11 protein-coding genes are annotated in these 14,745 nt (G+C 63.1%); 5 read left to right on the top strand and 6 right to left on the bottom strand.

Going from position 1 to position 14,745, the window contains the following annotated elements; all coding sequences use genetic code 11:
* Window positions 1-77: 77 nt before the first annotated feature.
* Entirely contained in the window at window positions 78-1,826 is a 1,749-nt protein-coding gene (locus EP237_RS07110; RefSeq protein WP_127559565.1) for an ABC transporter substrate-binding protein, read from the top strand.
* Here EP237_RS07110 and EP237_RS07115 read toward each other — a convergent pair.
* From EP237_RS07115 to EP237_RS07130, 4 genes are read right to left on the bottom strand one after another with little or no spacing between them, the layout of a single operon-like run.
* A complete protein-coding gene (locus tag EP237_RS07115) occupies window positions 1,816-2,931 on the bottom strand; it encodes a Gfo/Idh/MocA family protein (protein WP_127559567.1) in 1,116 nt (371 codons plus the stop codon). The genes EP237_RS07110 and EP237_RS07115 overlap by 11 nt on opposite strands.
* A 9-nt stretch (window positions 2,932-2,940) precedes the next feature.
* A complete protein-coding gene (locus EP237_RS07120; RefSeq protein ID WP_206052265.1) occupies window positions 2,941-4,449 on the bottom strand; it encodes a sugar ABC transporter ATP-binding protein in 1,509 nt (502 codons plus the stop codon).
* A 2-nt stretch (window positions 4,450-4,451) separates the two neighbouring features.
* Window positions 4,452-5,423, bottom strand: a complete 972-nt coding sequence (locus EP237_RS07125) for an ABC transporter permease (protein WP_127559571.1) — start codon at window positions 5,421-5,423, stop codon at window positions 4,452-4,454.
* The gene (locus tag EP237_RS07130; protein ID WP_127559573.1) at window positions 5,420-6,373 is read right to left on the bottom strand and encodes an ABC transporter permease; all 954 of its coding nucleotides are present in this window, start codon (window positions 6,371-6,373) and stop codon (window positions 5,420-5,422) included. The genes EP237_RS07125 and EP237_RS07130 overlap by 4 nt, the downstream gene beginning before the upstream one ends.
* A gap of 262 nt (window positions 6,374-6,635) precedes the next feature.
* Here EP237_RS07130 and EP237_RS07135 point away from each other — a divergent pair, with 262 nt between their 5' ends.
* Window positions 6,636-7,628: a sugar ABC transporter substrate-binding protein gene (locus EP237_RS07135; protein WP_240661561.1), complete on the top strand. Its 993-nt coding sequence runs from the start codon at window positions 6,636-6,638 to the stop codon at window positions 7,626-7,628.
* 61 nt (window positions 7,629-7,689) lie between these two features.
* On the opposite strand, the gene EP237_RS07140 is transcribed toward EP237_RS07135, so the two are convergent.
* Entirely contained in the window at window positions 7,690-9,393 is a 1,704-nt protein-coding gene (locus EP237_RS07140) for an extracellular solute-binding protein (RefSeq protein WP_127559575.1), read from the bottom strand.
* Window positions 9,394-9,557: 164 nt separating this feature from the next.
* On the opposite strand from EP237_RS07140, the gene EP237_RS07145 reads away from it, so the two are divergent.
* Together EP237_RS07145 and iolG are read left to right on the top strand one after the other, a co-directional pair.
* On the top strand, window positions 9,558-11,159 hold the full coding sequence (locus EP237_RS07145) for a GMC family oxidoreductase (RefSeq protein ID WP_127559577.1): 1,602 nt from the start codon (window positions 9,558-9,560) through the stop codon (window positions 11,157-11,159).
* On the top strand, window positions 11,156-12,169 hold the full coding sequence (iolG, locus tag EP237_RS07150; protein WP_127559579.1) for an inositol 2-dehydrogenase: 1,014 nt from the start codon (window positions 11,156-11,158) through the stop codon (window positions 12,167-12,169). The genes EP237_RS07145 and iolG overlap by 4 nt, the downstream gene beginning before the upstream one ends.
* 105 nt (window positions 12,170-12,274) lie before the next feature.
* On the opposite strand, the gene EP237_RS07155 is transcribed toward iolG, so the two are convergent.
* Window positions 12,275-12,922, bottom strand: a complete 648-nt coding sequence (locus tag EP237_RS07155; protein ID WP_164744646.1) for a Type 1 glutamine amidotransferase-like domain-containing protein — start codon at window positions 12,920-12,922, stop codon at window positions 12,275-12,277.
* A 280-nt stretch (window positions 12,923-13,202) separates the two neighbouring features.
* Here EP237_RS07155 and EP237_RS07160 point away from each other — a divergent pair, with 280 nt between their 5' ends.
* Window positions 13,203-14,684 (top strand): ABC transporter substrate-binding protein, encoded by a 1,482-nt coding sequence (locus EP237_RS07160; RefSeq protein WP_127559583.1) that lies wholly within the window; start codon window positions 13,203-13,205, stop codon window positions 14,682-14,684.
* The last annotated feature ends 61 nt before the right edge of the window (window positions 14,685-14,745 follow it).

Genomic DNA, 14,745 nt, shown 5'->3' on the forward strand with positions numbered 1-14,745 from the left:
TGACCGGCGCTGATCCGACCTGTACTGTACCATGATCGCACAGGGTCCAGTACGGGAGGGCCAGCAAAGTGACGAAAATGGAACTCACGGAACGGCACGGGGTCCGCGAAGGCGGGTTCTTCAGCGACATGTCGGGCCACGAACTGGACCGCTTTCTCGATTTCGTCAGCCGTTTTCTTGATGAAACACAGGACTGCCTCGGGCTCGACATGCCCGCCCGGGAAGTCCCGATCATGGTGCAGCTTGTCCGGTCGCATCTGCGTGGGCGCATGGAAACGCCCTCGTCGCTGATCGACAGTTCCGGGCTGGCGCGCGGCACCGCGCATCGGCTGATCGAGGACATGGTCGACCGTGGCCTGATCGCGAAACGTCCACGCACGAAAAGCGGCAAGACCTTTTCGCTGCATCCCACGCCCATGCTGATCGACGCGTGGCTGAACTATGTGCGCCGGATGAAGGCCCTGCTTGGCACCGTGTTCGGGCTGGAAGAGGATACCGACTACTTCTTCGGTGCCTCCTACCTGTCCTCTGCCGCTGTTGCCCCGTTGCCGGTTCTGTCGGAAAAGCTGGACCTTCCCGGCGGGTTGCGGGTGCTGCTGCATGCCGATGCCACCTTCATGGCGATGCAAAAGCTCAAACGTCAGTTCGAGCTGCATTTCGGGGTGGAGCTTTCGGTGCGGGCGTTGTCCATCGACCGGCTGCACGAGGAAATCCTCGAAGACATGACGCGGCCTGTATCGCGCTATGACATCGTCACCTGCGACCTGTGCTGGATGGAAGAGCTGATCCGCGCCGAGGCAATCCGGCCGATAGACCAGATGGGACCGGGAAGTTCCCTCGAATACATGGATTTCCATCCCGAGGCGCTGTCCACCGCGCTGCGTGGCGAAACGCTCTACGGTCTTCCGGTGCAGACCACGCCAGAGCTGTTCATCTATCGCAGCGACCTGTTTGCAGAGGCCGATCTGACCCCACCGGCGACGCTGGCTGAAATGCTCGATTGTGCCCGCACCCTTCACCGCCCCGAGATTGATCGCAGCGGCATTTGCTGGAACGGCGCGCGGGGGACGCCCGTGGGCACCACCTTCATGATGCTGATGGCCGATTTCGGCCAGCCGGTGCTGAACCTGCCCCCGATAGGGGACGGGTTCCGCGGACAGGATCTGGGGCCGGAACACCTCGTCCCGATGCTGACCGCGCCCAAGGCGCTGGAGGCTGCGGAGTTTCTGGTGGAGCTGTTGACCTATTCGCCCCCGAATGTGTTGCAGATGTCATGGTATGAACGTGCGAAATGCTATGCGCAGGGACAGGCGGCCATGGGCTATTGCTACACCCAGATTCTGCCGATCATCGAGAACGACCCGACCTCACCCGCCTGTGGGCGGACCGGGTATCTGCCGCATCCCTCCGGCCCCGGCCAGCGCCCGATTGCGCCGCTTGGGGGGTGGAATATCTGCCTGCCCGCGAACCTCAAGGACAGCCGGTTCGCGGCGGTCAAGCAGGCGGCGCAGACCCTGACGTCAGCCGCCGCGACCAAGCTGTATATCGAGAATGGCAGCCTTGTCAGTTCCCGCTTCAGCGTCTGCAACGATCCCGCCGTCGCCCATGACCGCCCGGTCATTGCCACGGTGGACAAGCTGGCCCGTGCGGGTCAGTTGCAGACATGGCCCCGGCCTGCGGTTCCGCAGCTCAACACGCTGGTGCGTATTCTTGGCGAAGAGATTCACACGATGCTGCTGCGCAACAAGAAGCCGGGTGCCGCGTTGCGCGATGCGCAGGCCAGATGTGAAAGGACGATGGTGCAGGGTCAGGCTGTCAGAGACTGACCCAACCCCGCGTCCGGTCGCTTTCCTGCATCGCTTCGATGGTGCGCTGCACTTCATAGGCTTCGCGGAAATCGGGGCCGCAGATGCCTTGCCCGGCATGGGCCTTGATGAGTTCCGCGACTTCGATGACCTTGAGATCGTTGAAGCCGAGGTGATGGCCCGGAGCCGGACAGAAGGCGCCATAGGGCGGGTGCGCCGGGCCGGATTCGATGCGCGTGTAGCCGCTGCGCCCCGCCGTGCCGGACCAGAGCAGCAGTTTGTTCATGTTTTCCTGGCTGAAGGCGAGTGCGCCTTTTGTGCCGGTGATTTCCCAGGACAGATCCATGGTGCGGGCGGTTGCGGCCCAGTTCGCCTCGATGCTGCCCGCCGCGCCGTTTTCGAATCGCAGAAGGGCGTGGGTCATGTCGTCGACCTTCACGGGCGCGCGCTCGGCGCTGCCCGGAGAGACGGGCCGCGTGGGGAAGATCGTGCGGCAATCGGCCTGCACCTGCGTGATCGGACCGATCAGGTAGCGCGCCATGGAGGTGATGTGGCTGCCGATATCGGCCAGCGCCCCGCCCCCTGCCGGATCCGTGCGGAAGGAATGGGCTGCGTCGGGGCTGGCCATGTAGTTTTCCGCGTGCCGCCCGCGAAATCCGGTGACCTCGCCGATCTCTCCGCCTGCGATGATGTCGCGCGCCAGCCGGATCATCGGATTGCGCAGGAAGTTGAAGCCAACGAGCGTTGTGATGCCCGCGGCCTCGGCGGCTTCCGTCATTTCCAGCGCTGAAGCCGCCGTAGTGGACAGCGGTTTCTCGCAATAAACGGTCTTGCCCGCCGCGATGGCCGCCAGCGCAATTGGCGCGTGCAGGACATTGGGCGCGGTGATGGCGACAATGCCGACCTCGGGGTCATCGACCAGCGCCTGCCAGTCGGCCGTAGACCGTGCGAACCCAAGCGCCGCCGCGCCGCGCTGCGCGAGGTCTTCGGTCGCGTCCGCCAGAATGCTCAGCTTCGGCTCCAGCGGCAGGTCGAACAGCCCGCCCACGGCCCGGAAGGCATTGGCGTGACAGCGCCCCATGAATCCGGACCCGACGAGCCCGATGCCGATCTCTTGCTTACCCATGTTGCTCTCCTACTCCGCCGCTGGCCGTGCCAGGTGATGCGACACCGCGTCGATCAGGTTTTCCTCGGTCATCGCGTCACCCTCGAATTCGCCGACCAATCGCCCCTCGGCCATGGCCAGCACCCGGTGGCTGACGCCCAGAACCTCTGGCATCTCGGATGAGATCACGATCACCGCCAGTCCCTGTTCCGCCAGTTTGGCGATCAGCGTGTGGATGGCCGATTTAGAGCCCACGTCGATGCCGCGCGTGGGTTCATCGAGGATGATCAGCTTGGGCCCGGCGCACAGCCATTTGGCGAGCACGAATTTCTGCTGGTTGCCGCCCGACAATGTGGATACCGGCTGATCCGGCCCGGTCGTCTTGATCGACAGGGCGTCCTTGTATTCGTCGAACGTGGCGCGTTCCTTGCCCCGGTCCATGACGGTGCTGCGGGCGTAGCTGGCCAGATGCGGCAGGGTGGTGTTTTCCATCCCCCCCATCATCAATACGAGCCCCTGTTCCTTGCGACTTTCAGGGACAAGCGCCATGCCAAGGTCGATGGCCTGCCGGGGCGTGGGCAGCGGGATTTCCGCGCCTTGCCATTGCAGCGTGCCCCGGTCGGCCTTGCGGACACCAAAGAGCGTTTCCACCACCTCGGATCGACCCGCGCCGACAAGCCCGTAAAAGCCAAGCACCTCGCCCTGCCGAACCGAGAAGCTGACATCCTCGAACTGGCCTTGGAGGCTCAACCCGTCAACGCGCAGAACCTCCTCGCCGAACGTGCTGTCGGCCTTGTGAAAATAGGCTTCCAGCGTGCGGCCGATCATCATGCGGGTGACGGCGGTGGCGTCGGTCTCCCGCGTGGTCACGGTGCCCTGAACCTGGCCGTCGCGCAGCACGGTGATGCGGTCGGTCAGCTCGAAAATTTCATCCATCTTGTGAGAGATATAGACGATCCCCACCCCTTGGCGCTGAAGCCCCCGGATGGTGGTGAAAAGCTGGTCCTTCTCCGTGTCCGTCAACGAGGCCGTGGGTTCGTCAAAGATCACCACATTGGCGCTGAACGCCTGCGACCGGGCGATTTCCACCATCTGCTGCATGGCGACCGACAGCGTGCCGACCCGGTCATCGGGGCCGAAGCTGCATCCCATGGCATCGAGCGCCGCCTGTGCATCGCGGCGCAGTTTGCGCTTGTTCAGCACGCCGAGCGCGTTGGTGGGCCAGGCACCCAGATAGATGTTCTCGGCCACCGACAGTTCCGGCGACAGCGACAGTTCCTGGTGAATGAGCAGGATGCCCTTTTCCCGCGCGGCCAAAGGGTTGTCGATCTGGACGGGCTGGCCCTGATAGATGATCTCGCCCGCGTCGGGATGGTAGAGCCCGGCCAGCACCTTCATCAGCGTTGACTTGCCCGCGCCGTTTTCGCCCACAAGCGCGTGGACTTCACCGGGGCGCACATCGAAGCTGACCTTGTCCAGCGCGACGACGCCGGGGAAGGTCTTGGTGATGCCGGACAGGGTCAGGATGGGATCTGCCATGGTCATGCCTCCTGCCGGCTGAGCAGCTTGTCGATCAGCAGCGCAAGCACAAGGACGGTGCCCATCACCATCAGCTCCACGTAGTTGGGGGTGTTGAGCAGCCGCAGCCCGTTGCGCAGCACCGCCAGCGTCAGGACACCGCCGATGGTCATCCACATGCTGCCATAGCCGCCCTGCAACCGGGTGCCACCAAGCACCACGGCGATGATCGTCCAAAGCTCCCACACCTTGCCAGCATTGGGTTCAGCGGTGCCAAGCCGCATCGACAGCAATATCCCGGCAATGGCCGCCAGCGCGCCGCAGAGGGTGAAGTTGATGATCTTGTGACGCTTGATATTGATGCCTGCGTCATGGGCCGCGTCGATATTGTCGCCGATGGCGTAGGTCTCGCGCCCGTGGCGGGTGCTGGACAGGATCCACTGGAAGAACAGCGCCAGGGCGATGAAGATCATCGCGGTCAGCGATATGGGTCCAAGGTAGATTTCGGGGTACTCGGTATAGCTGAAATCGCCCACCATCAGCGCGTCTTCGCCGGTATAGATGAAGACCAGCCCCCGAATCCCGATCAGCCCGCCCAGCGTGACGATGAAGGAATGCATCCCCGACAGGGCCACCAGCGTGCCGTTCAGGAACCCGAGCGCGGCACCCGACAGGAACCCCACGAAAACGGCGGGCCAGATGCCGATATGATCCTGTAAGCCGATGGCCAGCGCCGACGCGAGCGCCAGGATCGCGCCGACCGACAGGTCGATTTCGCCGTCGATCATCACCAGTGTCATGCCGATGGCAAGGATGCCGATAAAGGCCGCCTGCGTCAGCACGTTGCCAAGGTTGTTGATGGTCAGGAAATAGGGGCTCGCGGTGGAAAACACGACGATGGTCAGGGCCAGGAACACCCAGATGTGGTTGCGCATCAAAAGGCGGGTGACGCTGCTGTGACCGCCGGCCTTGGTGATGGAATTGGTCGCGCTCATGCCAGGATCCTCCCGCGTTTGGCGCCAAGGTCGATCCAGACCGCCAGGATGATGACCGCCCAGGTGACGAGCCATTGCACGTAATAGGGAAAGCCGAGCAGAAGCAGTCCGTTCTGGATAAATCCGAGCATGGTGATGCCCAGAACCGTGCGCCAGATACTGCCTGACCCGCCAAGCAGCGACGTGCCGCCAAGGATCACGCCCGCCAGAACGGTCAGCTCATAGCCCTGACCGATGGTGTTCTGCGCGCCCATTACGCGGCTGCCCATGATGACTGCGGCAATGGCCGTGGTCAGCCCCGACAGGGCGTAGGCCCAGAACACCGTCCAGCGCGACGCGATGCCGGAAAAGCGGCTGGCGGTTTCATTGCCGCCCACGGCAAAGACCTGACGGCCGAAAATCGTGCGGTTCAGGACGAAGGCCGCGATCACTGCCGTGACGAGGAAGATCAGCGCAGGCACCGGAACGCCGAACAGGTCGTGCCGCCCGAACACAGCGAACCACGTGGTCTGCGCATTCTGGACATTGACGTTCGAGCCGCCGGAATAGAACAGCACCAGCCCCTGCAGGAAGGACAGCATCGCCAGCGTCACGATCAGGGCGTTCAGCCCGACAAGGCCGACAAGAACGCCGTTGAACATGCCAACCCCGATCCCCGCCGCAAGCGTGATCAGAATGGCCATGGCCGGGCCGGACGTGTTGTGTTGGTCGACCACGATCACCGTCAGCAGGGTCAGAAGCGATCCGACAGACAGATCCAGCCGCCCGGTGATCACCACGAAGGTGACGCCGACCGCCATGACGCCCGTGATCGACACCTGCCGCAGGACGTCGAAAATGTTGCCCGGCGTCAGGAACGCATCGGCGCTGAGGGCGACCGAGATCAGGAACAGCCCGAACCCCGCCAAAAGCCCATGCCGACGCAGGAACGCCTTCATCTCTGTCTGCATTGTCACGATTCCTCCCTGTTTCGAACGGTAGGCGAAGGGCTCGGCTCGCAGACAGCGCCAATAAATCCAATCTGGTTATTCCGCCCTAGTCTGCCGCGCGATGAAGTCCCCGAAGGGGCGGTCAAGAAAATCAGATTTGGACATGTCGCGCGTTGAACGGTTGCGCCCGCGGCTCATGATCAGGGGTGTTGAAAGGGCGCAAGCCGCGACGCCCCGTTGCCAAAGGGCAAACCGAGATGCGGCGCGAAATGGGAGGAAAGAGATGACAAGACTGATGACAGGGGGCTTTGGCCTTGCGGTGGCAGCGGCGATGACCGCGGGCATGGCGATGGCGCAGGATGCACCGGACTGGCTGGGAGGCGACCTTCAGCAGCCGCTTTCAGAAACGCGGATCGGCATCACCGTTCTGTATCCGGGGTCCAACGCCTATCAGGCGATGTATGCACAGGCGGCCGAGGAATACGCGGCAGAGCTTGGCATTCAGGCCACCGTGATGGACCCGCAGGGCGACCCGGCGGTGCAGTTCGACCAGATCCAGGACATGATTTCCCAGAACCCCGACGCGATCGTGGTCTGGCCCACCTCGCAGAACGCGCTGATCCCGGCGATCCGCTCGGCCTATCGTGCGGGTATCCCGGTGGTCACCTCGAACTCGCCCATTGGTGAAGCGGGGCGGCGCTATATCGTCGGTCACACTGGCCCCGATGACTGCCTGCAAGCCGAACAGTCCGCAGACATGCTGGCCGAAGCACTTGGCGGCGAGGGCAATATCGTGGTCGTCGAAGGCACGCCGGGCTACACGGTGTCGATCCTGCGCGGCAACTGCTTCCTCGACCGGATCGCCGATGAATACCCGGGCATCACCGTGCTGGACAGCCAGACTGCGGAATGGAACCGCGAACGCGCCCAGACCGTGATGGAAACCTTCCTGACCCAGTATGGCGACCAGATCGACGGCGTCTATGCCTTCGATGATGGCATGGGCCTTGGCGTAATCAGCGCGCTGCAAGGCGCGGGCCTTGAACCGGGCGAAGTTGCGGTCGTGACCTGTAATCAGTTCGGCGAAGGCTGGGACGCGATGCAGGAAGGCTGGCATCAGGGGTCGAACAAGCAGTCGCCCATTGATGATGCGATCCTTGCCATTCAGACGGCGATCCGCGTGGCCAATGGTATCGAGGTTCCAGAGCTTCAGGGGATCGAGACCCCAATGGTGACGCCCGAAAACGTGACCGAGTTCGAACGCCCGACCTGGTAATCTGACAGAAATGAAACAAGGGGCGCGCGGCGATCAGGCCGCGCGCCCTTTTTGATGCGCCTCAGTAGCGTCCGTTTTCCCGCATGATCGCGTCCACCCGGTTCTGCGCGCGGGCCAGCGTTTCCTCTACGCCGCTGTCTCCGTGCAGCATCCTATAGATCTCGTCCCCCAGAACAGTCAGCATGTCGCTGAATTCCGGGATCGGCGGGCGCGGCCAGGTCTGCAACTCACCGCGCCGCTCCATCGCGTCGACCCGGCCCAGAAGGCTGCTTTTCGCCTGCACCTCGGGATCGGCACTGGTGGAAAACCGCGGGCTGCTGAGGTTGCCGTGCTGGACATACCATTTCAACACCTCGGGTCGGGTCAGGTATTCCATGACCCGCCAAGCTGCCCGTTCCCGTGCAGGAGGCAAACCTTGTGGCAACGCCAGCGAGAACCCCCCGATCGGTGACACGGTGCGCGCGCCCGGTCCGTGGGGATGCGGTGCGAAGGCCACGTTCTGATGCGCGGGCGAGGTTTCGTCCAGTTCGAAGGCGCGGGCCCGGACGCTCCAGCCATAGCACATGGCCGCGTGCCCTTCGGTAAAGATTCGAATCCGTCGGTCCCAATCGCATTTCAGGCTGTCGGGATGTGCGTAACTGCGCAGTTCCAAAAGGAATTCCGCCGTTGCGCGTGCCGCGTCGCTTGTAAGAAGTGGGCGGTAGTTTTCACCTGACATCGTCCCGAAGTCGAAATCCTCCCCCACCCGTGGCAAGTCAATCACGGGCTGGCCGTAGCTGGCCAGGGTCTGAATGAAGGTATGCGCGACCGGCGTGCCGCGTTTGAAATTCATCACGATGCCCGACAGGTTCATCCGCGACCGGTGCAGAAGTTTCGCAGCGAACAGAACCTCCTCCGTCGTCTCGGGGATCGACAGGCCGGCATCGGCAAACAGATCCGACCGGCAGAACAGAAGCTCTGCCGTGGGTTGGATCGGCAAGGCATATTGGCTGCCCGCCCAGGACGACCCCTTATAGGCCGCCGGATGGAAATCGGACGGGTTGAACCGGTTGCGGGCGATGATCTCGTCAAGCGGCTGAATCACGCGTTCTTCCGCGAGTTGCCCGATCCAGGGCAGATCCACGGCCACCACGTCGTAATCCGAGGTCTCGCGGCCCGCATTGGCCATGATCTCGGTGTGGAGGTCGTCGAGCGTGAGATTAACCACTTCCAGCTTGGTGCCCAGAAAGCCGCCAAGCTCCTGCGCGCGTTGGCGGATGGTCTCGAATGTGGGATCGACGGGCACCGCCAGCCGGATCGTGCGATCATAGCCCACCCCTTCGCGCATCGCGTTCGGATAGGGCAGGATGCGAGAGGCCATGTAGTAGCCTCCGAAATAGAAATCCTCCATCGCGCCATCGCCATTGGCAAAGCCAAAGGTGTTGCCCACCATTGCCTTGAGCTGCATGGCGAAGCTTTCGAATTCCTCGATCAGCTTGCGAGTGGGGTGAAGCGAGAAGGATTTGCCAGTCTTCGACCGTGGCCGCTTGAGCAGAAAGCCGGTGTCCAGCAACTCGTTCACCCGACGCATCGCCGTACCATATGGCACATCGGCAGCCATCGCGGCCGAGGTGATGGTCAGCAGCTTGCCTTCCAGATGCCGCCGCATGGCATAGGCGATGATGTTCCAGCGCGCGTCCGTCGCCGAAAGCTCTGTCCGTTTTTCCGTGATCGCGCGGGTTTCGTCCATGAAGGACAGAATGCGCAGCATCTCCTGCCGGGTCACGCCAGGCCCCTCCTTGCGAAATATCCAATTCTGACAAAACACACTCCGCCCTCTCGCGGCACAGGAGTTTTGTCCAATCCTGACATTTGCGACGTTCCGGCCCGACCGGCCCCTGTGACACAGTTGGACCAAGGGCCGTCAAATGCGCGGTCGGGGAGGACCGAATGACCGCTGAGAGCTATGATTTCATTATTGTGGGCGCTGGCTCTGCCGGGTGTGCCGTGGCCGGGCGACTGGCAGAGGCGGGGCATAGCGTGTTGCTGCTGGAAGCTGGCGGCAAGGATCGCAATCCCTTCATTCACATCCCGCTTGGCTATTCTTTGCTTTATGCGAACCCGTCCGTGAACTGGTGCTACACCAGCGCGCCGGAGCCGCATTTGAACGGGCGGCAGCTATTTCAGCCGCGCGGCAAGGTCCTGGGCGGAACCGGTGCGATCAACGGCATGATCTACATGCGCGGACAGCCACAGGATTTCGACGGATGGGAAGAGGCGGGCTGCACCGGTTGGGGCTGGGACGGGGTGTTGCCCTATTTCAAATCCTGCGAGGACCAGGAACGCGGCGCGGACGATTTCCACGGCGCTGGCGGGCCCGTATCCGTCTCAGATATCCGTACCGAACATGCGCTTGGCGAAGCGTTCCACGCGGCGTCAGAGGCTTTGGGCGTACCCCGCAACGATGATTTCAACGGCGCGCAGCAGGAAGGCACCGGCTACGTCCAGACCACGACAAGGAACGGCAAGCGGTGGAGCACGGCGGCGGGCTATCTGCGCGGGCAGGCCAAACGCAATATCGACCTGCGCCTGCATGCGCTGGTGCAGCGGGTGGACTTGGACGGCAAGCGCGCGACCGGCGTGACGTGGACGGACAAGTCGGGGACACATACAGCCAAGGCCCGGCACGAGATCATCCTGTCGGGCGGAACCTTCAATTCCCCGCAACTCCTGCAACTCTCGGGCATTGGACCCGGGGCGCTGTTGCAGGCGCATGGCGTTGAGACGCAGCACGACCTGCAAGGCGTGGGCGAAAACTTGCAGGACCATTTCGGGATCGGGGCTGAGTATCGGTCTACCGTGCGGATGACGGTGAACGATCTGTACAACAACAAGCTGAAAGGCGGGCTGCAACTGCTGCGCTGGCTGCTTTTCCGCTCCGGGCCCTTCGCCGATAATGGCAATTATTCCAATACCTTCATTTGCTCAGGGCCAGAGATCGACCGCCCCGACATGATGGTGACCTTCATGGCCTGGTGCACGGATGAGCAGTTGAAGCCCCACCCGTTTCCCGGCTTCACGATCCTGGCCGAACATATGCGCCCCAATTCACGCGGGCATGTGCGGCTGACCGCGCCGGACCCCGCGAAAGCGCCGGAAATCCAGTTCAACTTCTTCGCGGACGAGGCCGACCACCGCGCCGCGCTGGCGGGGCTCAAGTTCGGGCGCAAGATTGCGCAGACCGCGCCGATGTCGGACTGTGTCGAATACGAACTGTCACCCGGCAAGGATGTGCAGTCGGACGAGGATCTGCTGGCCTATTGCCGTCAGAACGGCCTGTCCCTGCTGCACCCCGTGGGCACCTGCAAGATGGGGGTGGACGACACGGCCGTGGTTGATCCACGCTTGAAAGTGCATGGGATCGAGGGGCTGCGCGTGGCCGATGCCTCGATCATGCCGCGTATCGTGACCGGCAACACCAACGCGGCCGCGATCATGATCGGGGAAAAGGCCGCGGCGATCATTCTGGAAGACCTCAGGGGGCGCGCATGACACAGACGCTTGGGATTGCCCTGATGGGCACGGGCCGGATGGCGCATGTCTATGGCCCCAAGATCAATGCCCATCCCGGCCTGCGGCTGGAGGTGATCTATAACCCGCGCATGTCATCCGCCCAAAAGGCCGCCGCGCTTTATGGCGGGCGTCCGATGGACGATCTGGATGCCGTTCTGGCCGATCCGGGCGTCGATGCGGTGGTGATCGCCACCCCCACCGATACTCATGTGGACTATATCGAGCAGGCGGCGGCGGCGGGCAAACCGATCTATTGCGAAAAGCCTCTCGACCAGTCGCTGGAACGGGTGGACCGTGCCATGCAGGCACTGCAAACGCATCCCGTGCCCTTCATGCTCGGCTTCAACCGCCGGTTCGACCCCGACAACGCGATGCTGCAACAGGCCGTGCGCTCGGGTGAGGTCGGCCCGCTCAACATGCTGATGAGCTGGAGCCGCGAGCCAAGCCCCCCGCCGATCGACTATGTCCGTGCCTCGGGCGGCTACTTCGTCGATGCCACGATCCACGACATCGACTTGCTGTGCTGGATCGCGGGCGAGAGGCCCGTTCAGGTCTATGCCGCCGGTAGCTGCAAATTCGACCCCCAGATCGGGGCGGAAGGCGATTTCGACCTGACCATGACGACCATGACCATGCCCTCCGGCGCATTGGTCCATATCAACAACTCGCGCGCCTGTTCCTACGGGTTCGATCAGCGGCTGGAGGCGTTCGGCGAAAAGGGCATGGTGCAGACCCGCAATCACCGCGACGACACGCTTGTCCGGTGGGACGGCACCGCGACCGAAGCGAGGAAGCCGCTGAAGCACTTCTTTCTCGAACGCTACGATCAGTCCTTCTACAACGCGCTGGACGAGTTCCATGCAGCAGTAACCGAGGGGCGCGAACCCTCCAGCACTGCCGAGGACGGGCGCGCCGCGCTTGCCATCGCGCTGGCCTGTGCGCAATCGGCGCGGGACGGCGTTGCGGTTCAGCCAATTTACGGCGGCTAACATCTGGTTGACCCAGTGCAATGATTGCCTGGCTTTTGTCGCTGAGCACGACGCCGTTTCTGTGGGAGTGCAGGGGCATCCCCCAAGGCGGCACTCCATTGGTGCCTACGGGGTCAGCTGCCTTGCGCTGGCATTCATGCGTGCGGAGAAGACCTCCGCTTCCCCTGTCGAGGTCAGGCGGATGGCTGCACCGTCGTCAATGGCATATCCCGCGGGCAATTCGCCCCGCGCTATTGCCTCGGGAAACGCGGTTTGTCGAAGGGGTTCCGTGGAATAGTGCGGACAGCAGGAGCCCGGCACGATCCCCAAACCGTCCATTGGGCGCAATCCGTTTCCAAGCGAGTCCGTCAGCACCTTGTCGAACCAGCAGGCCGCCCCTGCGCTGACCCCGGCCAGCACCGTGCCCGTCGCCGTGGCCTCCGCCAGCACATCAGCAATACCCGTTTCCCGAAGATGGCTGACAAGACGGGCGGTGTTTCCTCCGCCGACATAGATCAGGTCCAGAGAAGCGGCCCATTCCGCAGCCTCGTCGGAGCCGGCGCCAAGGGGCAGATGCGACAGAGACCCCGCCAGATCCGCAAACCGCGCGTGGAACCGGGCAATCTTGCCCGGGTCGTCCAGTGATGCGGCCCCGATGAAGCCGAGCCGTGGCCGGTCCGGCAGACCCTTCAGGCAGAACAGATCGAGCTCTGGATCCTCGCCATGGGTGAAGCCTCCACCGCCTATTGCTATGACATGATAGCCGCCGTGCATGTTGCCCCTTTTCGGTTGCCAGCGTCGGTTTAGCACGGCTTGGTCAACGCATGTATTCGTTTGACACATACGTTCCCGAGAAAAACGAATTTGTCTGATCCCGCGCGGCCTTTGACACTTTCGGTCGGGACCACCGGCGATGGCTTCGACGATAGATGAAGTTTTCTGTATCCATGACCGCCTTTCTTTCGGTTTGACGGAAAACGGCACTGACAAGAACAATCGCTTATTCGGCCTGGCGGCGCCGGACCCGATCAAATGCCGCACAAGGGAGGAAGACATGAAACGAATAATTGCACTAGCGACGGCGGCCGTGCTGCTGGCCAGCCCCATGGCCATGGCGCAAAGCGGAACCTTCCGTCAGGCGCATGAATATGGCTTCGGCGCACAATCCAGCCTCGACCCGATCTCGAACGGGCGGATTTTCCAGATCACCGAAAAGATCATGAGCCGTCTGGTGCGCCCCGGCCTTGATGGCCGTCCAAGCCCGGACCTCGCGACCGAATGGTCCGCGAACGAGGACGCCACGGTCTGGACGCTCAGCCTGCGTGAAGGCGTGACGTTCCATGACGGCACCACCTTTGAAGCCGCCGATGTTCTCTATTCGCTGAACCGCGTGCTGGACCCCGAGATGGACAGCCCCGCCCGGTCCGCCATCGCGATGATCGAAGCGGTCGAGGCGCTGGACGACATGACCGTTCAGATCACGCTGGACACGCCCTTCGCGGACCTGCCCTTGCAGCTGATGGATTACCGGCTGCGGATGATCCCCGAAGATTCGGGCGATACGATCGCCACCACCGGCATCGGCACCGGCCCCTTCATGGTCGAAACCTTCGACGCGGAAGGCACAACCGTTCTTGTTGCCAACCCCGACTACTGGGAAGGTGCGCCCGGCGTTGCCCGGATGGAGATCATCGGCATTCCCGACGGTCAGGCCCGCCTGCAGGCGCTGCTTGGCGGCCAGATCGACATGGAACGCGGGATCACCGCGCAGCAAAGCGTGATGTTCCAGGGCTCGGACCGGTTTACCATTCAGGAAATCCCGACCGGCAACTGGCGCGGTCTGGTGTTCCGCACCGATGTGGAACCCTTCAACGACCTGCGCGTGCGTCAGGCGGTGCGGATGGTTGCGGATCGTCAGGAACTGGTGGATCTGGTGCTTGGCGGGGGCGGCATCGTCGCCTGTGACACGCCGGTGGAACCCAACGACCAGTATCGTGCCGACCTGTCCTGCCCGCAGGACATCGAGGGCGCGCGCGCGTTGCTGGCCGAGGCGGGCTATCCCGACGGCATCGACATCGACGTGCATGTGGCCACGCTGGAGCCGACATGGCCGACATTGGCCGTCGCCTATCAGCAACAGGCTGCCGCTGCCGGTATCCGCGTGAACGTGGTTCAGGCCCCGACCGATGGCTACTGGTCCGAGGTCTGGATGCATGAAGATGTGTCGGCCACCCGCTGGAACGAACGCCCCGCGGATCAGGCCCTGCATGAAATCTACCTGTCTACGGCGCGCTGGAACGAGTCCTTCTATCAGGATGAAGCTTTCGACGCCTTGCTGGCCGCTGCCCGCCGCGAGCTGGATTTCGAAGCCCGCCGCGCGCTCTATGTGCAGGCACAGGAGCATCTTCAGGAAACCGCCGGCACGCTGATCCCCTATCACGTGACCCGCCTGGTCGGCGTGTCCTCGCGCGTGCACAACCTCGATGCGGTCAAGAACGACGCCGTGCGCTGGCACCTGATCACCGTCGACGAGTGATCGGCTGAAACCATGCCCTCCGCCCCGCAAGACCGGGGCGGAGGAGCTTCTTTCTTTAAAG

Source organism: Nioella ostreopsis (assembly GCF_004000255.1).
In the GTDB taxonomy this organism is placed as follows: Bacteria; Pseudomonadota; Alphaproteobacteria; order Rhodobacterales; family Rhodobacteraceae; genus Nioella; species Nioella ostreopsis.

Coding starts and splice junctions, on each gene's coding strand:
- EP237_RS07110 (WP_127559565.1), top strand. CDS start 78: ATGGAACTCACGGAACGGCACGGGGTCCGCGAAGGCGGGTTCTTCAGC.
- EP237_RS07115 (WP_127559567.1), bottom strand. CDS start 2,931: ATGGGTAAGCAAGAGATCGGCATCGGGCTCGTCGGGTCCGGATTCATG.
- EP237_RS07120 (WP_206052265.1), bottom strand. CDS start 4,449: ATGGCAGATCCCATCCTGACCCTGTCCGGCATCACCAAGACCTTCCCC.
- EP237_RS07125 (WP_127559571.1), bottom strand. CDS start 5,423: ATGAGCGCGACCAATTCCATCACCAAGGCCGGCGGTCACAGCAGCGTC.
- EP237_RS07130 (WP_127559573.1), bottom strand. CDS start 6,373: ATGCAGACAGAGATGAAGGCGTTCCTGCGTCGGCATGGGCTTTTGGCG.
- EP237_RS07135 (WP_240661561.1), top strand. CDS start 6,636: ATGACAAGACTGATGACAGGGGGCTTTGGCCTTGCGGTGGCAGCGGCG.
- EP237_RS07145 (WP_127559577.1), top strand. CDS start 9,558: ATGACCGCTGAGAGCTATGATTTCATTATTGTGGGCGCTGGCTCTGCC.
- iolG (WP_127559579.1), top strand. CDS start 11,156: ATGACACAGACGCTTGGGATTGCCCTGATGGGCACGGGCCGGATGGCG.
- EP237_RS07155 (WP_164744646.1), bottom strand. CDS start 12,922: ATGCACGGCGGCTATCATGTCATAGCAATAGGCGGTGGAGGCTTCACC.
- EP237_RS07160 (WP_127559583.1), top strand. CDS start 13,203: ATGAAACGAATAATTGCACTAGCGACGGCGGCCGTGCTGCTGGCCAGC.